Origin of the sequence: Hyphobacterium marinum (assembly GCF_036330325.1) — a bacterium.
Taxonomy (GTDB): Bacteria; Pseudomonadota; Alphaproteobacteria; order Caulobacterales; family Maricaulaceae; genus Hyphobacterium; species Hyphobacterium marinum.
Genome location: NZ_JAZDRO010000002.1, coordinates 346,929 through 369,034, shown reverse-complemented (window position 1 = coordinate 369,034; position 22,106 = coordinate 346,929). Strand labels below are relative to the sequence as shown.

Genomic DNA, 22,106 nt, shown 5'->3' with positions numbered 1-22,106 from the left:
ATCCCGGGAACGGGTGGCCGCCTGCTGCGTTCGTAAAAGGGGCTGATAACGGGCGAGAGGCTATGGGCAATCAACTGGTGTTCCACCTGATGCGGGTGGTCAAATCGATCTGGTTTCGTCCGGCTGCCTATGCACTGGCGGCACTGGCCGCGATCCTGTTCACACCGGTCCTGGCTGGTCTGGTCCCCGAAAGCTGGGCCGGAACGGTCAACCTGGAGTCCGTCGAAACCACGCTCAACATTCTCGCCTCCTCCATGCTGGCCGTGGCGATCTTCGCGCTGGCCACCATGTTTTCCGCCTTCCAGGCTGCGGCCCAGGCTGCAACCCCGCGCGCCCGACCGCTAATGACGCAGGACCGCACCGCGCAAGGTGCAATCTCGACCTTTGTCGGGGCGTTCCTGTTCAGCCTTCTGGGCCTGATTGGCCTGACCACCAATCTCTACAACGACGCGGAAATCCTGATCCTCTTCGTCCTGTCGCTATTGCTGGTCGCGATTGTCGTCGCAACGCTCATCAGCTGGATCCAGCGCCTGACCGGATTTGGTGGTGTTGAAGAGGCGATCCTGTCGATCGAGGACGCCACGCGCGCAGCACTCAACCATGCCGCCCGTCGTCCCGCCCTGGGGGCGAAGCCGGCCGAGAAGCCCGCGAAGAACTCCACCCCGGTACCGGCCGGACGACCCGGCTATGTGCAATCCATCGACATTGCGAAGCTGGCGAGACTGGCCAATGACTATGACGTCCGGATCTTCATCGACGCGCAGCCGGGCCGCTATGTCGGTCCGGGCCGGCCGCTGGCCTATGTCACCGGCAAGGCGGATGAGCTCGCCGATCAAATTCGCGACACCTTCGTCACGGCGCAGCGGCGGACCTTCGAGGCCGATCCTCGCTTCGGCCTGATCGCGCTCTCGGAAATAGCCTCGCGCGCACTGTCGCCGGCCGTGAATGACCCCGGCACGGCAATCTCGGTTCTGGCGGCCATTGGACGGTTGTTCTGCGGCTATGCCGCCGCAGCGCGGGGCGAGACCGAAACGCCACTGGACGGAGTGCTCGCCAGACCGCTGGACCCAGAGGACCTGGTGCGCGACGCATTCCGGGCTATCGCCCGCGACGGAGCCGGGCATGTCGAGGTGGGAATCCGCCTGCAGAAAACCTTGGCCATGCTGGCGTCGGCAGACGGGGACATCTTCACCGGTCTGGCAAAGGACATGGCGCGCGACGCGCTGGAACGGTCCAATGCCGCACTGACCAGCGAGTCTGATCGCGCGGCCCTGAAATCGGCGGCTTCAGCCTAGGGCATCGACCTCGGCGCGGCGGGGCAGGGCGGTTTGCGCACCTTCGCGTGTGACGGCGAGGGCCCCGGCGGCACAGGCAAAGTCGAGCGCGGCTTGGGGTTCGCGGCCTTCTTCCAGAGCGACCAGTAGCGCAGCCGTCGACGTGTCCCCGGCCCCGGTCGTATCGACGACCTCGACGCGCGGCGGCACGGATCGGGCGATGCGATTGCTGCCGCGATAGAGTTCCGCGCCTGCTGCGCCCAGCGTGATCGCGGTCAGCCGCCCCGGCGCGAAGAGACGTTCGGTGCCATAGGTTTCGGCCTCGGTCTCGTTGACCATGACGAGACCGGCGCGCGAAAGTAATTCATCCGGCACGGGCAGGGCGGGCGCGAGATTGAGCGCGACCATGCCGGTCGTCACCTGAGCGGCGCGCAGGACAGTTTCGACCGGGACTTCAAGCTGGGCCAGCAAGGCACTTTCGATCCGGTCCGGAATGTCCTCGGGCCGCAGGCGCGCATTCGCTCCGGGCGCGACAACGATCTGGTTCTCGCCATCCTCGCTGACCGCGATCAGCGCCACACCGGTCGGTACGTCCGGGAGGGCCCGGCAGCGGGTGAGGTCGACGCCGTCGGCCTTCAAGAGCGCGAGCGCGGCATCGGCATGGGCATCGGCCCCGACGCAGGCGATCAGTGCAACGTCCGCGCCGAGCCGTCGCGCGGCCAGCGCCTGGTTGGCCCCTTTGCCACCGGGATGCTGGGCGAAAGAGCCGCCGAGGACCGTCTCCCCGGCGCGCGGCAGGCACGGACAGCGCGCAACAAGATCGAGATTGACCGATCCGGCGACCGTGATCCTGACAGCGCTCATAATCGTCTCATCCTTTCCAGTAACAGGGCAAAGCCCGCCTCAGCGTCGATCGCATCGACCCAGACCGCGTTGGCATCCGCGCCGCTGGCGTTCACAACCCGCGTATGCCCGCGCCAGTCTTCCGGTTCGCATACGATCTCGGCGCGCACCGTCCGGGTCTCGAACAGGTCAGGGCTTAAAAGATAGAGGATCACGGTCGGGTCGTGGAGCGCCGCGCCCGCCTTGCCGTAAATCTCGCCATAGATCGCGTTGACGTGCCCGATCATGGCGCTTGCCGCGCGAGTCACGGGCGTGTCCGCTGCATCAAGCTCCGCCATCCGCTCCGGCGTGCAGCGCAATTGCAGTGTCACGTCGAGGCTTAGGACGGTGAGTGGCAGGCCGCTTTCAAACACGATTTTCGCGGCATGCGGATCGGCATAGATGTTGAACTCGGCATGGGGCGAGATGTTGCCGCCTTCGGTGTCGGCTCCGCCCATCAGCACGACTTCATTGATGCCACGCGCAATGCCGGGGTCGCACTCCAGCGCAGCAGCGAGATTGGTCAACGGTCCCGTCGGCGCGAGTGTCACCGAGCGCTCGGGCGCATTCTTGAGAAGCCCGACGAGGTGATCGACTGCATGCACCGGCTCGGGGTGACGCAGGGGCGGCGGCAATTCGGCCCGGCCAAGCCCCGTTTCGCCATGAATGTGGTCTGCATAGACCGGTGCCACCGAGAGGGGCCGGTCGCTACCCGGATAGACCGGGATGTCATGCCGCCCTGCCAATGCCAGTGCGCCAAGCGCGTTACGGGTGCAGGTGTCGAGCCGGACATTGCCGGCCACCGTACAGACGGCCTGTACGTCCAGCTCCGGCGAGGCACAGGCGGCGAACAGAGCAAAGCAATCGTCCACGCCGGGATCGCAATCGATTATGAGAGGGCGGGGGGGCAGTGGCATCGGCACCTTGCGCAGCGAAACGGATCAGGGTGCAGGATAGCCTCAGCCCTGCATGGCCCCTAGCGCGAATGCCTCTGGCACGATCGAAATGAATGCGCCTCGGATCTTTCGATGGCGCGGGAGAGGCGGGCGAGGATCATCAAAACCCTCTCGCGTCGATTTCGGCGGCAACCTGGTCTCTGATGGACTCGATCTCAGTGCGATACCGGACGAAATGGGCGGCCTGAAAACGGTTTTGCAGGGCCGCGTAGTTGATCCGACGAAGCAGTTGTTCGTTCTGCGATACCGCCTCGAAATCGAACTGGATGGTCTGATTGCCATAACCGCCTTGTGAAATATCCCTGACATCGTCCAGCCGCGCTTCGAAATGGCCGGAAATCTCGAATGCAATCGGGGTCAGGTCTGAGGCCATCTGCTCCAGCGACGCTTGCGAATTGCTGTGCATCTGGGGGATCGAGGACAACGCGGCTCGTAATGTCTCATTACGGATTATGGTCAGTTCGCCGGCGCTGATCATCTCGCGCAAGGCCGCCGGCTCCAGGTTGACGATCTCGACACTCGTTATGGCGTTGAGGCCCCAGGAACCTTCCTGCGCCCTTTCGGGGTCTGCAGTCTCCACGCCTTCGAAGAAGATCTCTATCCAGTTGAAATAGGCATTGATCGCCGTTTCCATCGAGTCCAGTTCACCGGTGATGGCCGTCAATTCGGCTTCCAATCGATGAAGATATGCGGCTTCGCGCTCGATCTCGGCACGCGCGGCATTCCAGGCCGTGATCTGAAAAGCCAGCAAGACGCCAGCGACAACGATTATGAATTCCAGCGCAACGGCGAACCAGTTCTGTTCGCGGATGGCACGACTGATACGGGCGAGGATCATTCGGCTTCCTCCCCCGGCGTGCAGGGCCGCTCCGTCACTTCGGCGATGGCGTCGCACATTTCCTGGGCCGAACGCAGGGTCGATTCCGTCCAGTTCGTCAGGGCCCGCTGAGTGTTGTTGCCGACCAGCATGCCCTCGATGAAGTCCGGATCGTTCGCGAGTGACTCGAAATCGAGTTCATAGCGCCGCTCGCGGGCCGTGCCCGGTTCGTAGGTGACCGTCACGTCATCGCGCTGCCAGTCGACAGGATCGAACGAGACGGTGCGCATGTAATCGATCTGACCCTGGAGAAATGTCAGCCTCGAATAGTAATTGCTGATCGCATTGCGAAGCTCCGGCGAGCCGATCTCGGCAAACTGGCCGGTGCTGACCAGCTCGTCATAAACGGTGCGCGGCGGGTTGGAGGCCGGCAGGATACCGATACTCGTGATCCCTTCAGTCATCGCTTCGCGATCCGCGTCGGACCAGTCGTTCGCGATCAGGCGCTCGATCGCCTCGGTGCGCCTGGCATTGAACCGTTGGTGCAGCGCGACGAAGTCGGCGTGATACGTGACCGCCTGTTCGGCCTCGTCGTGAAGCCGGTCGAGTGTGGCCTGCCTAGCCTCATCGGCCTGCCGTTCGGCATTCCAGGCGCTGATCTGGAAACCGATTACAACACCGGCGATGACGATTACGAATTCGATCGCGACGGCGAACCAGTTCTGCTCGCGTATGGCGCGGGAGAGACGGGCAAGGATCATGGCTCTGCCCCCTCGTCGCAAGCGCGGCCTGTCTCTGCGGCGAGTCGATGGCACAACTGGACGGTATGGTCCTCGAGCTGCGTCACATAGTGCGCGAAAATCGCATGCATACGGGCGATCTGGACGAGCGCACTGCGCCGTGCCGGATCGGCGTTGAGCCGGTCGAAATCGACACGGGCGCGGGTGACGGCCGGGTCACCGGTCGGTTCGTGAAAGATGAAATCGTCGAGCGTATCGGTAAAGGTGGTCAGGCCGCGGCGGAAACTGCCATGCTGGTTCTCGACCCAGCCGATCCGGCCCTGATAGCGGTTGATTTCGACGATCAATTCGCGATCGGCGATCAGCGCCAGATCACCCGACTGTTCCAGCGCGTGATAGGTGCTTTGCTGAACCGGCGGACGTGAAAAATACATCAACTGGGCGATGGCGCGTTCGAACTGGTCCACGTCCTCGTCCGGGAGTTCGCCACTCATCGCCACGCTCACCATGACAGCCTGATCGGCATTGCGCGCTGAATTCGCATCCATGCGCTGCCGTAGCGCACGGATATTCTGTTCCGCTTCCAGCTGCAGGCGTTCCAGCGCCTGATCGACACGCGCGGCATCCTGCCGTTCGGTATTCCAGGCCGTGATCTGGAAAGCCAGCATCACACCGGTCACGACGATCACGAATTCGATCGCGACGGCGAACCAGTTCTGCTCGCGGATGGCATTGGAGAGGCGGGCGAGGATCATGGCGCGGCCTCGCGGAGTCGCGTGACAAGCGCACCGCTGCGATCTTCAAATTCGCGGACCCGCTCACCCTGCCGGAGCGAGTAGAGGTAGAAATCCTGCATCTGGGCGCGCAGGGCCGGATGCTCGCGCACTTGTGCAGCCAGCGCCCCGACCTCGATGGGTGTCTGGCGGGAGATGCCCAGCGCGCGTAGTGAGTTCATCATGTTGTCGCGATTGTTGAGGATTGTCGCTTCAAGATCCCGGAACTCATCGACTTCCGCGTAAAAGCGCTGAATGTCGCGGATCAGCGCGCTGTCGGCGATGATCCGGTTATCGCCCGTGCTGACCAGACTGGTATAGGCGTGCCGGTTTCCGTCGATCGTGCGAAGAAACGTGATCGAATAGATCAGTGACAGGTCATCGGGCAGCTCCGCCCGGCCTGCCGCGGGGAGCAGGATTTCACCCTCCGGCGATACAAACCGGTCACTGGGGGGCTCCCCTGTCGCTTCGGTAAGCACGAGGTGCAGAACGGCATTGCGCCCTTCCGCGGTCCGCCGGATCGCGGAGAATTCGGCATGATCAGCCTCAAAATCCTCGATGAGGAAGCCGATATAGGCCTGCTCTCGTGACGCTTCACCGCGTTGCTCATTCCACGCGGAAATCTGAAACCCGATCACCACACCGAGGACCACGATCACGAACTCGATCGCGACGGCGAACCAGTTCTGTTCGCGGATGGCTTTCGATATGCGGCTCAGAATCATGTCCCGAGGCCTCCCCGGAACAAAGTTAAGCATAATTTGGCTGGCGAATGGGAAGGGATTGGAAATGCCTCTGTCCCGCGAGGCTGCTGCGAAGTTTCAGCCTGCTTTCGCGCCGATGTCACGGACCGGGCGCGCGGCTCTCTGTTGGATGACGATTTGGCGAAGGAAAGTGCCCGGCTGAAGGCGCGTCAGACCCGTGAACACCGTGCGGTTCAGACGCGCCTGTTCAGCCAGGCGCCTACCCCGCCGCCACCGCCGACAGCCGGGCATAGAGCCCGCCGTCCTCGGCGATGAGGTCGTCATGGCGGCCCTGCTCCACGATCCGCCCGTCCTCGAAGACGAGAATCCGGTCGGCATCGCGGATGGTCGACAGGCGGTGTGCGATGACGAGCGTCGTCTTGCCCGCCGTCGCGGCTTCCATCGCGGTCTGCACGTCGCGCTCGGTCTCGTTGTCGAGGCTGGAAGTGGCTTCATCGAAGATCAGGATCGGCGCATCGGCAAGGATGGCGCGCGCAATGGCGACGCGCTGACGCTCGCCGCCCGACAGCTTCACACCGCGCTCGCCGACGAGGGTGTCGTACCCGTCCGGCAGGGCCGAGATGAAGCCGTCTGCGTGGGCGAGCCGTGCCGCTTCGCGGATGTCCGCCAGGCTCGCGCCGGGCCGGCCATAGGCGATGTTCTCCGCAATCGAGCGGTGGAAGAGCGCCGGGTCCTGCGGCACGAGCGCGATCGCCCGGCGCAGACTGTCCTGGCGCACGGTGCGCACGTCCTGCCCGTCGATCCGTACGGCTCCGTCCTGCACATCGTAGAGACGCTGAACGAGCTTCACGAAGGTCGACTTGCCTGAGCCGGTGGGACCGACGAGTGCGACCTTCTCGCCCGGCGCGATTGTCAGGTCGAAGTCCGAATAGATGGGCTTGGCCGCATTCTCATAGGCAAAGCCGACACGATCAAAGACGATCTCGCCGGTGCCGGGCTTGAAGTCCGGCGCGCCTTTCGTGTCCGCAATCTGTACGCCCATGCGGTCGAAACCGGCAATGTCCTGGATCTCGTCGAGACCGCGCTGGACGTTCTGCACCTCTTCTCCGAAGCGGCGCATATAGCCGGCCATCATCAGAAAGGCGGTGATCGCAAACACGACATCGCCCGGGCTGGCCTGGTCGGCAGCCCACAGCGAGATGAGCAGGCCGGTCAGCCCCGCCTGCAGGGCGAGAATGGCAACGATCTGGATGAGCCAGGTATTGACGAAGCGCAGCCAGGTCTTCTTCACCTCGGCGCGCCAGCGCCAGGCGAGATGGGAGAAGCGATCATCCTCGCGCGGCTCGGCCCCGAAACTCTTCACCGTGGCGATGCCGCCGACCGCGTCGGCAACCGCACCGCCCAGTTCGGAATCAAGCGCGTTGGAGCGGATATTCTGCGGGCGGATATAGCTGGTCGCGGCCCAGATGGTCAGGGCGATAAAGATCACCGTCACGGTCAGCGCGAACAGGCCCACAACCGGCCAGCGGGCGAGCATGTATAGCCCCAGACCCGTCATCACCGCGATGGAGGGGATCAGGCCGAACCAGGTCGTCGCCGTGATCGTGTCGTAGGCCCACATGCCGCGCGTCACCTTGCGCACCACCGAGCCAGCGAACGTGTTGGCGTGCCAGTCGAGCGAGAAGCGCTGCACCTTGGCGAAGGCTTCGGTGACCATTTCGGCCATGTTGGCCGACGAGAAGCGAACCTCGAACCGGACCGCGATCTGGCGGAAGAGATTGACCGAGGCAGCCAGCCCGATGAACAGCGCATAGGCCCCCCAATGGCTGCCGTTCTCGCTGTTGAGCGCATCGATGAGCGCACCCGCCGCGATGGGGACCATCACGTCGAAGGCGGTTGCGATAGCGGTAAAGCCGACGAGCGCGGCAAAGAAATACGGACGCCGCCGCCACTGTTTGAACAGGAAGGCGATGACACGCAGATTGGAAAGGACGCGTTGCGGCGCTTGGGTATCGCGGGAGTCGGTCACTGGTGCTTCGGGCCGTATGCGGCCCGCCTCATGCTGAATGCGAAAATCTGACGGGTGAAGGGTTCAGCCAAGGCAGCCGGGGCGGGCAGTCCGTCATCGACGGAGCGCGGGTCGCGCCGGGGAAAGCGATCAGCTGGCCGCTTTCACATGGGTCAGAGTCGTAGCATGGGTCGAATGCACCTCTTTGATCTTCGAGCCGGGAGGGCTTACACCTGTCGTCGGGGAAGGGTCCAGACCGGAAATGGCCGATTGTGGCTATTCTGCCGGTCTGCGTCTCAAATAGGCCACACCGGCCAAGCGGTCTTCGGGGGGATCCGCATGGACAGACTGGCGCGTGTCCTCGCCATTGCCGGATCGGATTCCGGGGGCGGGGCAGGAATCCAGGCCGATATCAAGGCGATTACGGCGCTCGGCGGCTATGCCATGACGGCTGTCACCGCCATCACGGTTCAGAACACCAGGGGCGTCACGGGCATTCATCCGGTTCCGGAAGGCGTGATCGGCGCGCAGGTCCGCGCGGTCCTGAGTGATATCGGGGCCGATGCCGTCAAGACCGGCATGCTGGGCACGGCGGCGACCGTGGAAGCGGTTGCGGATGCGTTGGCCGAAGCCGGGCCGGACATTCCGCTCATCCTTGATCCGGTGATGATCGCGACATCGGGCGACCGGCTGGTCGCCGACGATTCAGTCAAGGCGATCCGTACCCGGCTGCTGCCGCGCGCAGCCATCATCACACCCAACGCGCCCGAGGCCGCGACACTGACGGGTCTCACCGTCACTAATTGCGACGAGCAGGTGGAAGCCGGCCGCGCGCTGCTTGATGCCGGGGCAGGGGCGGCGCTGATCAAGGGCGGTCATTTGTCCGGACCGACCGTACGCGACGTGCTGGTGACCGGAAAAGAAGTCTTCGTCTTCGAGTCAAAGCGTCTCGACACGACCAGCACCCACGGCACGGGGTGCACGCTCGCCTCGGCCATTGCCACGGGGCTGGCGAAAGGGCTGGCGCTACAGGACGCAGTCGAGACTGCCGGGCAGTATCTCCACGAGGCCATCCTCCATGCGCCGGGCCTTGGGTCCGGCCATGGCCCGGTCGATCACGGCTGGGTGCTGCGGCGCGGCTGACCGGAACAGGCTGGGCGTGACGAGACGACACACTCCCCCGCAGCGCGAACGCGGACTAATGTCTGCGCCATTGGTTCGGGATCGGGGAGCCCGTTGAAGCCGAAGATTCTCACGACCTTGCAGGACTATTCCCTGGCGGAACTCCTGCGCGATTCCGTGGCCGGACTGACCGTTGCCATGGTCGCCATCCCGCTCAGCCTCGCCATCGCGATTGCGTCCGGTGCCCCGCCCGAGAAAGGCCTGGTCACAGCGATCGTCGGGGGTTTCCTGATTTCCCTGCTCGGCGGCAGCCGGGTCCAGATCGGCGGGCCGACAGGGGCCTTCATCGTTATCGTGTTCAGCGTCATCGCCGAGCACGGGTATGACGGGCTGGTCCTCGCGACGTTCATGGCAGGCGTGATTCTGGTGATCGCGGGGTATCTGCGGCTCGGCAAGCTGATTGCGCTCGTCCCGGAAGCGGTCGTGAACGGCTTCACCCTCGGTATCGCCCTGGTCATCGCGTTCAGCCAGTTGCGCGACCTGATGGGGCTCGACATGGCCTCACAGCCCGCGGAATTCATTGCCCGGATCGAGGCGCTCTGGTCGGCGCGCGAAACCCTGTCCGGCCTCAGCCTGGCAATCGGCGGAACGACGCTGGCCCTCATTTTCGGACTGCGCCGGCTTTGGCCGGCGTTTCCGGGCTTGATCGTCGCTGTTATTGCCGGATCGCTTCTGGCGATGTGGGCCGGGCCGTCCGTCGAAACCATCGGGTCGCGCTTTGGTGATATCCCATCCGTATTCGCGCTGCCCGGCTGGCCAGCCGTGACACCGGAGCGCATCGTCGAACTGCTACCGTCAGCCTTCATCATCGCCTTCCTCGCCGGCGTGGAATCCCTGCTGTCGGCGATGGTCGCGGACAGGATGATTGGCGGGAAGCACCGGCCCACGGCCGAGATCGCCGCGCAGGGCTTTGCCAATATCGGCTCCGCGATCGCCGGTGGCATGCCCGCAACGGGAGCGATCGCCCGGACGGCGACCAATGTCAGGGCGGGCGGCCGGACGCCGGTCGCCGGTGTGATCCACGCTCTCGTGATACTCATCGTCATGGCACTGGCCGCACCGCTCGTCGCGTATCTCGCAATGCCGGCCATGGCGGCGGTCCTGCTGGCGACGGCCTGGAATATGAGCGAGCCGCACAAATGGCGCGGCTATGTCACCGGTCCCCGCTCTGACACCGTCCTGCTGGTGCTGACGCTGGTCCTGACAGTGTTGGTCGATCTGACAGTCGCCATCGGCGTCGGCGTGTCGCTCGGTCTCGCGATCCGGCTCAGCCGCCGTGGCGTGCCGCCGTCAAGCTGGCGGACGCCGCGCCGTTAGCCAGCGATTTTTGGTCGGCGCGGCTGACCGCGGCGGGCGATGGCGATACCGGCGAGGATGACGGCAAGCCCGGCGAGCGAGGTCCAGCCAATCGTCTCGCCCAGTGCCAGCCCGGCGATGACGGCGACGACCGGGACGAGGTAATTCACCATCGAGGCAAAGCTCGCCCCTGCCGACCCGATCAGGCGCATGTAGTAGACCGAGGCGATGGCTGTCGGTCCGATACCGAGCCAGATCACCGCGCCCCAGGCGAGGGCGCTGAAATCCGCGGTGGAATGGACCAACTGCCAGAGACCGAGCGGCGCGGCCCAGACCGCGGACGTGATCAGCATGCCCGCGGCGGAGAGGGCGGGCGGCGTTGCCGGAGCACGGCGGACCAGGATCATATTGATGGCATAGGCAAATGCAGAGGCGAGCACGGCGAGCTTGGCGAGAAAGACCGGGCCGCCCAACCCAGCGAGCGCCGACGGCCCGATCAGCAGGATGACCCCGCCGAACCCGGTGACGAATCCGGCGAACTTCATCCGTGTCATCGGCTCGTTGGCAAAGAAATGCGCCAACCCGACCGTGGCCAGTGGCATGATCGCAAGAAGAATTCCGGTGACGCCGGAACTCAATTCCTGCTGGGCCCAGGGAATCAGGAAGAAGGGCAGGGCATTGCCGAAAAATCCCAGCGCGATCCACCACGGCCAGCGCGGGTCACCCAGCTGGGGCAAGCGATGGCCGCGCCAGTATGCGTGGACGGTCAGGAGAATGGCCGCCAGAGCCAGCCGTACGAAAGTAATGCCAGCTGGCGGAAGCCCGTCGAGACTGAATGCGATGAAGGCAAAGGCCGTCCCCCACAGCAGCGCCATGATGCCAAGGCCGATCCAGTCGGCGGGTCTGGCTTGTCCCGGCGTGCTCATCTAGAGTTCGGCCTTCACAGCGTCGGCGAAAGCGGCGATGTCAGTGTCCCCATTGTAGAGGTGCGGTGTCACGCGCAGCCGGTCACCGCGCTGCGAGACATGGACGTTACGCTGGCCCAGCCTTGCGGCGAGATCCGTCGGTGCCCCCTCGGGCAGGGTCAGGCAGAGATAGTGGCCGGCCCGGTCCGGCGTATCGGTATGCAGGCCGAGCGGCTGCACAGCGGCCTCCAGTGCGGTGACCCGTTCCGCACAGCCCGCCGCAATGGTCTCAAGGCCAGTCCCATTGAGCAATGTCAGCGATTCCAGTGCCGCGGGAACGAGCTGGAAGGCGGATCGTTCGCCCATGTCGAATTTGCGCGCGCCCCGGGCGTAACCATCGGCATAGTCGACGAGACGGGCGAAGTCCTCGGCGCGGTCGCGCACGATCCAGTTTTCCTCCAGCGGCGTGTCGCTACGCCGTTCCGGCGCAACATAGAGGAACCCCATCGAATAGGGGCCCAGTAGCCATTTATAGGCCGCCGCCACCGCATAATCAGGTTTGATCCCGGCAAGATCGAAAGGCGCAGCCCCCAGTGACTGCGTCAGGTCGAGGACCAGCGCGGCACCATGCGCCCTCCCTTTCTTGCCGATTGCGGCCAGGTCCAGCCGACCGCCATCGGCCCAGTGGACCCCGGGCAGCGCAAGAATGGCGGTCTGTGGTCCGATCGCTGGCAGGACCGCATCGGTCCAGCTTTCATTGGCCGAACGGCGCACGGTACGAACGGATGCACCGGTTTCACGGGCCAGTCCCCGCCAGACATAGACATTGGACGGAAACTGGCCGTCGAGGACGAGAATTTCGCTCCCCGTTTCCGGTTTCAGGTTCTTCGCCGCCGTCGCAAGGCCATAACTTGCCGCCGGGACCAGTGCGATATCGTCGGCGGCCGCGGAAAACAGCGTCGCCGCCTCGACGCGCAGCGCGTCCGGCAGATCGAAAAAGTCGCGCTGGACGTTGAATTCCCAGGGGCGCGCCTTGCGGTCATAACTGGCCGATCCGGCCTCGACCGCAGCGCGCGGCATCGGCCCCATATAGGCGCAATTAAGATAGATCTGATCACGCGGAAGGTCGAAATGGTCGCGGAAGCTCATGGTCCCGGCTTGTGGCCGGGTGTGGGCCGAGCGTCAAATTTATTCTGTGTCATCCCGAACGTGTCGGCGATCCGGGACTTGAAACCCTGACGCCCCTCCTTCGAAGCACGCATCAGAAATATCGCTTTACGGTGCCGAACAGGACACCTCACGGGGGTCACCGGCATAGGCGATGACCGCGCTGGTACGGCAGGAATGGGCGGCCGCCGAGCCTTCCGGCGTGCACCAGACCGAAAAGCTGATCCGGGCCGGAACGTGCCCCTGTGCCTCGAACCGCCAGACGGGTTCGCCGTCACCGGCCTCTTCGGTCAGGTGTCCGGCGCGGTCGAGCGCCTCGAGGAGCGGCGTGTTGTCGTCGCCGGAAAACGCGAAACCGAGCGCTGTGACGCCGGCCTCAGGGCCGCAGGCGGCGATACCGATCGAGCGTCCGTTTTCGCTGACCCAGCCAACCCGGTGGTACCAGCCATCACCATCATCCGGCTCGGCCAGATGCCAGCGCGCGGCGCGGGCGCGGATCGAAACAGCGGACCACGCGTTCGGAACCGGATCACCAGTCCGGGGCGCGGCCGCCGTGATTGTTTCCGCCATCCGGTCGAAGACGGTCGGAGCGGGGTCGTTCTGCGCCAGCGCGGCACTGCTGAGGCCGAGGGCAGTCGTAACAACAATCAGACGCATGGAAACCTCCTGTCACAAGGTTTGACCGGGAATTCCGGCAAAGACGAGGCGCGGCGTTTGACGGGACTCATCCCAGGGAATAGGCGGGAAGGACCAGTAGGGGAGGAACTCGCCCGTGACCGACGCTGCCAAGCCGCATCTGCGCCCCTTTGATCCGCGTTTTTCCTGCGGCCCGACGAAAAAACATCCCGGCTGGTCGCTGGAAGGACTGTCCGGTGCCGCATTGTCGCGCAGCCACCGCGCCCCGGCAGGTCTCGCCAAGATCAACGAGGCGCTGGAACGTACCCATGCCCTGCTGGAATGCCCGGCAGACTATCGCGTCGCCATGCTGGGCGGATCGGATACCGCCGCGATGGAAGCGGCGATGTGGTCGCTGCTCGGCGCGCGCGGGGTTGATGTCTTTACCTGGGACGAGTTCGGTCGGCGCTGGATGGTCGATGCCTGCGAGGAGTTGAAGCTCGAGGATTTGCGCACTTTCGAAGCGCCCTATGGCACGACGCCGGACTTTAACAAGGCGGGCGCGGACCGCGATATCGTCTTCACCTGGAATGCGACGGCGGCAGGCGCGCGGGTCCCGAATGCGGACTGGATCGCGGCGGACCGCACCGGGCTTACGATTGCGGACGCCACTTCGGCGGCCTTCGCCATGCCGATTGACTGGCCGAAAGTCGATGTCCTCACCTTCTCCTGGCAGAAGGCGATGGGCGGCGAAGCCCAGCACGGCATGGTCGTCCTCTCGCCGCGCGCTCTGGAACGTCTCGAAGCCCACCGCCCGCCCTGGCCGGTGCCGCGCCTCCTCCAGCTCTACAACAAGGACGGACTCAATGAGGGCCTGTTTACGGGCAAGACGCTCAACACGCCCTCGCTCCTGTGTATCGAGGACTATCTCGACGCCTTGAAATGGGCGTCGCGCGAAGGCGGGCTCGCCGCGCTGCATGGCCGCGTGGACGCGAATTTTGCGGCGCTCTCGGACTGGGTGGGCCGTACGGACTGGATCGACTGGATGTGCACCGATGCCGCCAGCCGGTCACCGGTCAGCGTGACGCTGAAATTCGCCGATCCGGATGTGGCTGCGCTTTCCACTGAAGACCAGTGGGCATTGTCCAGGCGCATGGGGTCACTGCTGGAGCGGGAGAACGCCGCGCTCGATGTCACACCGCACCCGGCCGCGCCGCCGGGCCTGCGCATCTGGTGTGGCCCCACGATTGATGCGGATGATGTCGCCGCGCTCTGTCCCTGGCTCGACTGGGCTTATGGCGAGGCCCGCGCGGGCTAGCCGCGAACTTTCGCTTTGTCGCGCGCGCGGCTATAGAAGGACGCAACACTCGACTCGTCTGGAAGGAATGTCCCCCGTGTTCACCCGTACCCTGGCGGCCGTGGCCGCGCTTGCCGCTTTCACCGCTCCCGCCCTGGCCGATGACAATCGGGGAACCGAATTCCGCCTCGGCGTGACCGCGCACGACCTCTCCGACCATGTCGAGGACGGGCCGAATTATACGATCGGGGCCTATTTCGCCTCGCCGGATTTCCTTGATTTCATCTGGTCACCGCGGCCCTATCTCTACGGCTCGTTCAATTCAAACAGCCTGACCAATTTCGGTGCGGCGGGCCTCGACTGGACGTTCGACCTGACCGAGAACCTGCACATCAATGTGGGATCCGGCATTTCCTATAATGATGGTGTCCGCGACATCGACCGGACCGCTCCGGCAAACGACCCGAACCGGATCCGGCTGGCGACGACCCGCTCGCTGATGGGCGAGCACTGGCTGTTCCACACCACGTTCGGGATGGATTATGACATCTCCGAAACTGTCAGCATCGGTGTCTATTACGAGCACATCTCGCACGGTCAGATTCTCGGAAACGGCCGCAACCAGGCGCTCGACAATGCGGGTGTGCGGATCGGCTACCGCTTCGGCCGATAAGGCCTGAACGCTTTTTTCAGGTCTGAAACGGAAAGCGCCGCCGGGGGGGCCGGCGGCGCTCCACGTGCGTCCGGGCAGACAAAGGGACCGGGAGTCTAATCCTCGGACGCGCCGTTCGGATCGTTTGGATCGTCTTCAATTCTCACATAGCGACCGGTGAACCAAACATTCCACACATCGTTCGCTGCATCGTATTGCGTGAAGTGCTGGGTCACGCTCCCATCCTCGTTAAGTGTCCACAGGCCCCGAAAGGGTGCGGACGTCTGGCCGGTCGGGCCGAAATTGGTGATTTCCCCCTCCAGGAACATGGCACCGTCTTCATTAAGGCCACCTGTATAATCGATGAAAGTATTCGCGCTCATCCAGACCTGCCGCCAGGCCTGGACCGACGGGTCATAGAAATTCATCGACGTGCCTTCGCCGCCCGATGCGCCGGTCCACTCCTCCAGGATCAGGCAATCGGAATGCCGCTTCGTGATCCGGTTGGTCCCGGCAAACTGCCCGTTCGGACCGTAGACATTCCAGTCCCCGACCCAGAAATCGAAATCACTGGCATGGGGCACATCAGTGCAGCCGGGCGGGGCCTGCTGCGCGAGGGCGAAGCCGGAAGGGACGAAAGCGGCCGCCAGGCCGGCTGTCAGGATTGTCCGGAAAGTCATGGCCGTCCTTTCGCTTTACGCCGTGGCGGAATCACGGCTTTGCGTCCCATACTCTAGGCTGATACACCGCGCGCGGCAGGTCACGACTGCGTGAGCCGCGATTTGAATTCTTCGTCCGTCTGAAGAGAGCTTTGCCATGTCGAATGTAACCGTCGTCGGGGCCCAGTGGGGCGATGAAGGCAAGGGCAAGATCGTCGACTGGCTGTCGCTGCGCGCGGACGTCGTCGCGCGGTTTCAGGGCGGCCACAATGCCGGTCATACCCTCGTCGTCGGCAACGAGACCTACAAGCTCTCCCTGCTGCCGTCCGGCGTGGTGCGCGGCAAGCTCTCTGTCATCGGCAATGGCGTCGTGGTCGATCCCTGGGCCTTCCGCGACGAAAAGGCCCGGCTGGAAGCGCAGGGCGTGAAAATCACCCCGGATGTCGTCCGGATCGCCGAGACAGCAGCCCTGATCCTGCCGGTCCATCGCGAACTCGATGCGCTTCGTGAAAATCGCGATGACGGCATGGCCATCGGTACGACACGGCGCGGTATCGGCCCGGCCTATGAAGACAAGGTCGGCCGCCGCGCCATCCGGGTCTGTGATCTCGCACGGCCGGACACGTTGCCGGCCAAGGTGAAGGACCTCCTCCACCATCACAACGCCATCCGCCGCGGTCTTGGCGAACCCGAAGCCGATGCGGGCGAGCTGGTTCAGGCCCTCACCGACATCGCGCCGGATATCCTGCCCTACATGTCGGCGGTGTGGCGCGATCTCGATACCGCTATCCGCGCTGACCAGAAAATCCTCTTCGAGGGCGCGCAGGGCGCGCTGCTCGATGTCGATCACGGCACCTACCCGTATGTCACCTCGTCGAACACTGTGGCTGGGCAGGCGTCCGCCGGGACCGGTGTCGGGCCGAAGGATGCGGGCTATGTGCTCGGGATCGTGAAAGCCTATACGACACGCGTGGGCGAGGGGCCTTTCCCGACCGAGCTGAAGGACGAGGACGGCCGCAAGCTGGGCGAGCGCGGTCATGAATTCGGCGTCGTCACGGGCCGCCAGCGCCGCTGCGGCTGGTTCGATGCGGTTCTGGTCCGCCAGACGATGATGACGGGTGGCGTGTCCGGCATAGCGCTCACCAAGCTCGACGTGCTCGACGGCTTCGAGACCCTGAAAATCTGCACGGGCTATCAGCTCGACGGCGAGACGATCGACCGGCTCCCGGCTTCGCGCGAGGACCAGGCCCGTGTCACACCGATCTATGAAGAACACGCCGGCTGGAGCCAGTCGACGCGCGGGGCCCGGTCATGGGCAGAGCTTCCCGCCGAGGCGGTCAAGTATGTCCGACGTGTGGAAGAGCTGATCGGCGCGCCCGTGGCCATGCTCTCGACCAGCCCCGAGCGCGAGGACGTCATCCTGATGACGGACCCGTTCCGGGCATGACCCCGGACCCCGCCTGACACTTAATTCAGAATCTTGTGATCCATTCGTCAGGCTTTCCGCATCATGACTGTCTCACGGTTATGAGCGGACGGAGCCGGGATGGCGGGCAACATACGCAGCAAACAGATCGGGGCCGCTCCGGGCGTATCGGTAAGAGTGAGTCATTATGCGCCGGGCGCGGTGATGCGCACTCACGCCCACGCAGCCCATCAGGTCTCGCTCGTCCTTGCCGGCGAGCTGGAGGAAAGATCGGGATCGGACTGCCGCGACCTTTCCGGACCCAGCCTCGGCTACAAGGCGTCAGGCCGCGATCACGCCAACCGTTACGGACCCAATGGCGCACTCATTCTGTCGATCAATCTCGATAGCTATGATGCTGTGGCCCCCGCGGCGTCAGGATGGCGCTGGCGGCCGGCCGGCGCGGACGAGATCCGCCTCGCACGCGCCATGACTGCGGCGGGAGGGACACGCGACCTGCTCGATTTCGCTGCTGACCTGGCCGCGGGCATGGATGAATTCGATGAAGACCGGGACGTTCGCCGTCCTGGCTCTCATCCGGACTGGGTGCTGCGCCTGCGCGACCAGTTGCGCGAGGAAACCGAACCGGTCGACCTCGATGCTGCGGCCCGCAGTGCCGGTGTGCACCGGGCGCACCTGTCACGCGGTTTCCGGCGCTGCTTTGGCATGCCGCCAAGCCTCTATGCCCTGCGATGCCGTCTGGCCCGGGGTGTGCGCTATCTGGCCGATGGCGCACCCGGGTCACATGCCGCCCACGACGCCGGTTTCGCCGACCAGAGCCATTTCATCCGTATGCTGAAACGGGAAACCGGCTTCACGCCGGAAATCCTGCGCGGCCTGCTGGCTGCAGGTTAAATCCGTTCAATACACGGCCCGGATGTCGCGACAGTGTGACGTCAATTTCGTCCCTTCTGTCCCACCTGGAGACCCCGTCATGTTCCGCTATACCGCTGCCCTTATCGCCCTCAGCCTGCCATTCCTGACCGAACAGGCGTTCGCGCAGGTGGATGATGCCACCTGGCACCGCATCACTTCTGGACTGGATGGGTTCATGGAACAGGCCGAGCAGATGCAGGAATTCCCTCCGGGGGCTGCCGTGATTGTCGTGACGGACGACGGGCGGCGCTATATCCGGATGCACGGCGTTCTGAACGCCCAGACCGGTGCGCCCGCTACCGCAGAGTCGGAATTTTATATCGCGTCCATGACCAAGGCCTATGTGGGCCTGCTCGCGGCCCGGCTTGATGCGGAGGGCGTCTTCCCGCTGACAACCACGCTCGCCGAGGTCTGGCCTGATTTGCAGATGCCTGAAGGGCGTGACGCAATGTCAATTACAATGCGGGATCTCCTGTCTCACCAGGCTGCGATTTCTGCTGACGAAATCGGCTATCTGGAAGCCTATGTTCGCGACGTCGCACCGTCCGAATATCCCGGCCTGATCGAACGCTATGCCACTGCCCGGGAGTCCGGCTTTCAGTACAGCAATCTGGGCTACAATATCTATGCAGCCGCTCTCGAGCAGGTCACAGAGATCAACTGGCGCGACTGGCTCGACCAGGATGTGTTCACGCCCTTGGGGCTGGACCAAACGTCCGGGCGCACATCGGATTTCGATCCGGCAGATGTAGCCTGGGGCCATCGCCGCACGGGCGCACATCAAGACGACTGGCCACGCGCCAATGGCTGGTACCTCATTCCGCCGAAGCCTGATGGCATGATGCAATCTGCCGGAGGGTTGATGACAAGTGCCAGCGACATGGCACGCTGGATGGAGATTCAGCTCACGGGGGAGACTCCGGCCCGGTCCGGTATTACGCCGGCAATGATCGCGCTTACCCACGACACGATCGCCGTGCAACAAGGCGATGGCGACGGATTCACGTGTGACGGTTACGGCTTCGGCTGGAATGTTTGTGAGTATCTCTATCCCGGCGACGCCGCAGCGGATTTCGGCACGATTCTCCAGCATGGCGGAGGCTATACCGGTTACAGAACCGGGATGACGCTCGCTCCCGACCTTGGTCTGGGGGTCGCCGTCTTTACCAATTCCGACAGCATGACCGGATTCCTCTCACTTGAGATTACCAAGCAGGCACTGGAGCTGGCACTGGACCTGCCCGCTCGCGAACAGTGGCAGGCGCGCCGACTCGATGTCTATGGCCGCCAGAACCAGCGATATCTCGACCATTTGCAAAATCAGGTCAGCGGAGCCCGTGCAGATGCACAGTGGAACGGCTGGTCCTGGGCACCGGCGGCAGACGAGCTGGCCACTTATACCGGGACATATTCGAACCCTGACTTCGTACTTGGGTCAGTTGAGATCGAAGCCGGTGAGACGGGTCTTGTACTGCGATCTGACGCGCTGACCTATCAGCTCGAACCCGCCAGCCCGGACCTTTTTGGCGGACAGACGAACGCCTATTCTGGCATTGACAACTTTACCTTCCTGCGGGGCGAGGATGGCTCGGTTGTCGCACTGGACTGGGATGGCGACAGGCTGGAACGCGTACAATAGACGACTTGCCGCATTGACGGCACTTCTCCTGTGGCGCGAGTATGACTCGCGTCACAAGGGAGGTTGCCCATGTTTTCCGATGCAAGCCTGACCGAAAGTCTCGCCCGTATCCTCGGCCTTTACATGCTCGCGGGTGGTATTGGCCTGCTGATCGATCCCAAGGCCTATGACGGCGTCATGGAGAATTTCCGCGCCAATCCGGCACTGGCCTACATTTCCGCCGTCGTCGTGTTCACGATCGGGGCGGCGCTGGTCACGCTTCATAACCAGTGGAGCAGCTGGCCGCAGATCATCGTGTCGCTGATCGGCTGGGCCGCACTTGTCGAAGGCATTCTGATGCTGGCGGTTCGCCGCAGCTTCTTTGCGCTGGTCGCGAAAATTCCGCTCGGCATGGGCATGCTGCGCGGGTTTGGCGTGCTGACGCTGGTTCTCGGGGCGCTCTATCTCTACGCAGGCTTTGCTGCCTGAGGCCGAAAACGCCGCAGCCCCGCGACGATTGAAGACTTGGCATTAAGGGCCGGGATCTCGATCAGTACGCGCAGAAGCCAGCCCGCCAGCAGCGCCAGCGGAGCCATGGCGAGCAACAGGACGTGCGGGGCGATGTCCGGAAAGCTCGCCAGCAGCATCTGCCCGATGGGCCAGTGCAATATGTAGACGCCGTAGGAGACATCCTCGACATTGCGGATGGCGTGCCCGGTCTTGCCCGGAATGGCGAGGAATCCGGCCCACAGTGTCACATAGGCCATGGCGATCTGGGCGCTGATCATCGAGGCAGGCGTCGACTGGAGGCCAATGGCGGCAAGGATCAGAACCACGGCCCAGCCAGGTGCCAGCGGGATCCGGTCCCGCCAGGCATAGAAGACGGCTCCCGTCATGAAAGCCCCGCCGAAGCGCGCGGCCGCGAACAGGGTGCCGGATCCGATCCCGTCATAGGGCCAGACCATTTCCATGTCCGACAGAAGCGCTGCCCCGGCGAAAAGAACGAGTATCCACCACTTGTTCCGGAACAGGCCCATCACCGCGAGCACGCCCGCGGCGAGATAGGCCAGGAGCTCATAGCGGATCGTCCACAACGGACCATTCATGTCCGTCAGCGGATGGTCGGCGAACACGCCCGGCAAATCGGCCTGTGGCTCGATCTGGAAGATGATCCGCGCGAGGAATGTCAGCGAGTCCGGGTGGGTGAAGTACGCCCCCCAGCTCAGATCTGTGAACAGCGGTCCGACGACCAGCCACAACAGCAGGGCCGCAACGATCAGTCCGGGAAAAATCCGCAACACACGCGACGCGGCATAGTTCAGCATGTTGCGCCGGTTCATCAGGCTGGCCGCGATCATGTAGCCGGACAGGATGAAAAACCCGTCGAGCGCGAACTGGACCGAATTGTCGATGAAGACCGGCCAGTCGCCGGTCATCGGCAGGCCGTTCGGCAGCATCAGCGCGTGGCCGTAGAGGACCAGGAAGGCAAAGCCGATCCGGATGGCGGTAAAGGAATTGCGCCGATCCTCAAGCCGCCCGTGCGGCCCGGAAAACAGGGCATTGATCCAGTTTGGCGCGCGCATCGGCGGACTCCGGCTGTAATGGAGCCGCCAACGCAAGTTTCGCGCCGTGCCGGTGAGGGGAGGGCGTCAGCGGCGTTCGGGATGCGGGGTCGGGCAGAACTCAAAGGCGCGTAAAACCGTGCCCGTTTCCAAGATCCGTCCGTCTGAAACCGTGTGTTCAGCATCACGACCCCGCTCGGAGAAGAACAGCGTTCTCAGGTGAAGATCGCCATTCGCCGCCAAGGAGAACGTGGCCTCCATCCGGCCGCGCGTAAAGGAACTGAGCACGCCGTTCCTTTCGATGCCCACCGTATGGACGATGCCCCCGGTCAACGTTAGGCGGCGGTTCCCGTCCGGGTCCGGCGGCGCGAGTTGCGGGACCGAGGTCAGGATATAGTCGCCGCTGCCCAGGCCCAGTCCAAAGCGTATATCCCCTGTATTGGGCGATCGCGGATGCGGCGGGACCATCAGGTAGTAGATATCGATATCCCGTGCGTGGGGATCAGGACACCCGCTTGATCCGTCCTCCTGCCGTTCGACCCAGCGGCCGTTTTCGATCCGCTGGGGCATAGGCTCGATTTTGACCGGATCGGTCAGCATCAGGGTCGAAAAAAGCAGCCAGACCATGCCGAATTCCTCTCGTTCGGGGCACGATGCC

At 64.0% G+C, this 22,106-nt stretch carries 22 protein-coding genes; 9 read left to right on the top strand and 13 right to left on the bottom strand.

Annotated elements, in window-relative coordinates:
* The first annotated feature begins 62 nt into the window (after positions 1-62).
* Positions 63-1,295 (top strand): DUF2254 domain-containing protein, encoded by a 1,233-nt coding sequence (locus tag V0U35_RS06875; protein WP_330195942.1) that lies wholly within the window; start codon positions 63-65, stop codon positions 1,293-1,295.
* On the opposite strand, the gene V0U35_RS06870 is transcribed toward V0U35_RS06875, so the two are convergent.
* The 7 genes from V0U35_RS06870 to V0U35_RS06840 form a co-directional block, all read right to left on the bottom strand.
* Entirely contained in the window at positions 1,287-2,138 is an 852-nt protein-coding gene (locus V0U35_RS06870) for a ribokinase (RefSeq protein WP_330195941.1), read from the bottom strand. The genes V0U35_RS06875 and V0U35_RS06870 overlap by 9 nt on opposite strands.
* Positions 2,135-3,073: a nucleoside hydrolase gene (locus V0U35_RS06865; protein ID WP_330195940.1), complete on the bottom strand. Its 939-nt coding sequence runs from the start codon at positions 3,071-3,073 to the stop codon at positions 2,135-2,137. The genes V0U35_RS06870 and V0U35_RS06865 overlap by 4 nt, the downstream gene beginning before the upstream one ends.
* 139 nt (positions 3,074-3,212) lie before the next feature.
* Positions 3,213-3,950, bottom strand: a complete 738-nt coding sequence (locus V0U35_RS06860; protein WP_330195939.1) for a hypothetical protein — start codon at positions 3,948-3,950, stop codon at positions 3,213-3,215.
* Positions 3,947-4,690, bottom strand: coding sequence for a hypothetical protein (locus V0U35_RS06855; RefSeq protein WP_330195938.1), 744 nt, complete (start codon positions 4,688-4,690; stop codon positions 3,947-3,949). Before V0U35_RS06855 ends, V0U35_RS06860 begins: the two co-directional genes overlap by 4 nt.
* Entirely contained in the window at positions 4,687-5,424 is a 738-nt protein-coding gene (locus tag V0U35_RS06850) for a hypothetical protein (protein ID WP_330195937.1), read from the bottom strand. The genes V0U35_RS06855 and V0U35_RS06850 overlap by 4 nt, the downstream gene beginning before the upstream one ends.
* On the bottom strand, positions 5,421-6,167 hold the full coding sequence (locus V0U35_RS06845) for a hypothetical protein (RefSeq protein ID WP_330195936.1): 747 nt from the start codon (positions 6,165-6,167) through the stop codon (positions 5,421-5,423). The genes V0U35_RS06850 and V0U35_RS06845 overlap by 4 nt, the downstream gene beginning before the upstream one ends.
* A gap of 238 nt (positions 6,168-6,405) precedes the next feature.
* Complete coding sequence (locus V0U35_RS06840; protein WP_330195935.1) at positions 6,406-8,175, bottom strand: ABC transporter ATP-binding protein; 1,770 nt, start codon at positions 8,173-8,175, stop codon at positions 6,406-6,408.
* A gap of 318 nt (positions 8,176-8,493) precedes the next feature.
* On the opposite strand from V0U35_RS06840, the gene thiD reads away from it, so the two are divergent.
* The gene (gene thiD / locus V0U35_RS06835) at positions 8,494-9,297 is read left to right on the top strand and encodes a bifunctional hydroxymethylpyrimidine kinase/phosphomethylpyrimidine kinase (RefSeq protein ID WP_330195934.1); all 804 of its coding nucleotides are present in this window, start codon (positions 8,494-8,496) and stop codon (positions 9,295-9,297) included.
* 93 nt (positions 9,298-9,390) lie between these two features.
* Positions 9,391-10,653: a SulP family inorganic anion transporter gene (locus V0U35_RS06830; RefSeq protein ID WP_330195933.1), complete on the top strand. Its 1,263-nt coding sequence runs from the start codon at positions 9,391-9,393 to the stop codon at positions 10,651-10,653.
* Here V0U35_RS06830 and V0U35_RS06825 read toward each other — a convergent pair.
* The 3 genes from V0U35_RS06825 to V0U35_RS06815 form a co-directional block, all read right to left on the bottom strand.
* Positions 10,650-11,558, bottom strand: coding sequence for a DMT family transporter (locus tag V0U35_RS06825; protein ID WP_330195932.1), 909 nt, complete (start codon positions 11,556-11,558; stop codon positions 10,650-10,652). The two genes, V0U35_RS06830 and V0U35_RS06825, sit on opposite strands and share 4 nt — an antisense overlap.
* A complete protein-coding gene (locus tag V0U35_RS06820) occupies positions 11,559-12,686 on the bottom strand; it encodes an aminotransferase class V-fold PLP-dependent enzyme (protein WP_330195931.1) in 1,128 nt (375 codons plus the stop codon).
* Positions 12,687-12,812: 126 nt separating this feature from the next.
* Complete coding sequence (locus tag V0U35_RS06815; protein ID WP_330195930.1) at positions 12,813-13,361, bottom strand: hypothetical protein; 549 nt, start codon at positions 13,359-13,361, stop codon at positions 12,813-12,815.
* A gap of 115 nt (positions 13,362-13,476) precedes the next feature.
* On the opposite strand from V0U35_RS06815, the gene V0U35_RS06810 reads away from it, so the two are divergent.
* Together V0U35_RS06810 and V0U35_RS06805 are read left to right on the top strand one after the other, a co-directional pair.
* A complete protein-coding gene (locus V0U35_RS06810) occupies positions 13,477-14,637 on the top strand; it encodes a phosphoserine transaminase (protein WP_330195929.1) in 1,161 nt (386 codons plus the stop codon).
* 76 nt (positions 14,638-14,713) lie between these two features.
* Positions 14,714-15,289 carry an acyloxyacyl hydrolase gene (locus tag V0U35_RS06805; RefSeq protein ID WP_330195928.1) on the top strand — a complete coding sequence of 192 codons (576 nt, stop codon included), beginning with the start codon at positions 14,714-14,716 and terminating at the stop codon, positions 15,287-15,289.
* A 95-nt stretch (positions 15,290-15,384) separates the two neighbouring features.
* Here the strand turns inward: V0U35_RS06805 and V0U35_RS06800 are convergent, their stop codons facing one another.
* Positions 15,385-15,948: a hypothetical protein gene (locus tag V0U35_RS06800; RefSeq protein ID WP_330195927.1), complete on the bottom strand. Its 564-nt coding sequence runs from the start codon at positions 15,946-15,948 to the stop codon at positions 15,385-15,387.
* 136 nt (positions 15,949-16,084) lie between these two features.
* Here V0U35_RS06800 and V0U35_RS06795 point away from each other — a divergent pair, with 136 nt between their 5' ends.
* From V0U35_RS06795 to V0U35_RS06780, 4 genes are all read left to right on the top strand, one after another.
* Complete coding sequence (locus V0U35_RS06795) at positions 16,085-17,374, top strand: adenylosuccinate synthase (protein WP_330195926.1); 1,290 nt, start codon at positions 16,085-16,087, stop codon at positions 17,372-17,374.
* 99 nt (positions 17,375-17,473) lie between these two features.
* Entirely contained in the window at positions 17,474-18,247 is a 774-nt protein-coding gene (locus tag V0U35_RS06790) for an AraC family transcriptional regulator (RefSeq protein ID WP_330195925.1), read from the top strand.
* Between the two features lie 79 nt (positions 18,248-18,326).
* Positions 18,327-19,907 (top strand): serine hydrolase, encoded by a 1,581-nt coding sequence (locus tag V0U35_RS06785; protein WP_330195924.1) that lies wholly within the window; start codon positions 18,327-18,329, stop codon positions 19,905-19,907.
* Between the two features lie 69 nt (positions 19,908-19,976).
* A complete protein-coding gene (locus V0U35_RS06780) occupies positions 19,977-20,375 on the top strand; it encodes a hypothetical protein (RefSeq protein ID WP_330195923.1) in 399 nt (132 codons plus the stop codon).
* Here the strand turns inward: V0U35_RS06780 and V0U35_RS06775 are convergent.
* Both V0U35_RS06775 and V0U35_RS06770 read right to left on the bottom strand, forming a co-directional pair.
* Positions 20,354-21,469 (bottom strand): acyltransferase family protein, encoded by a 1,116-nt coding sequence (locus V0U35_RS06775; protein WP_330195922.1) that lies wholly within the window; start codon positions 21,467-21,469, stop codon positions 20,354-20,356. The two genes, V0U35_RS06780 and V0U35_RS06775, sit on opposite strands and share 22 nt — an antisense overlap.
* A gap of 66 nt (positions 21,470-21,535) precedes the next feature.
* On the bottom strand, positions 21,536-22,075 hold the full coding sequence (locus tag V0U35_RS06770) for a hypothetical protein (RefSeq protein ID WP_330195921.1): 540 nt from the start codon (positions 22,073-22,075) through the stop codon (positions 21,536-21,538).
* Positions 22,076-22,106 lie beyond the last annotated feature (31 nt).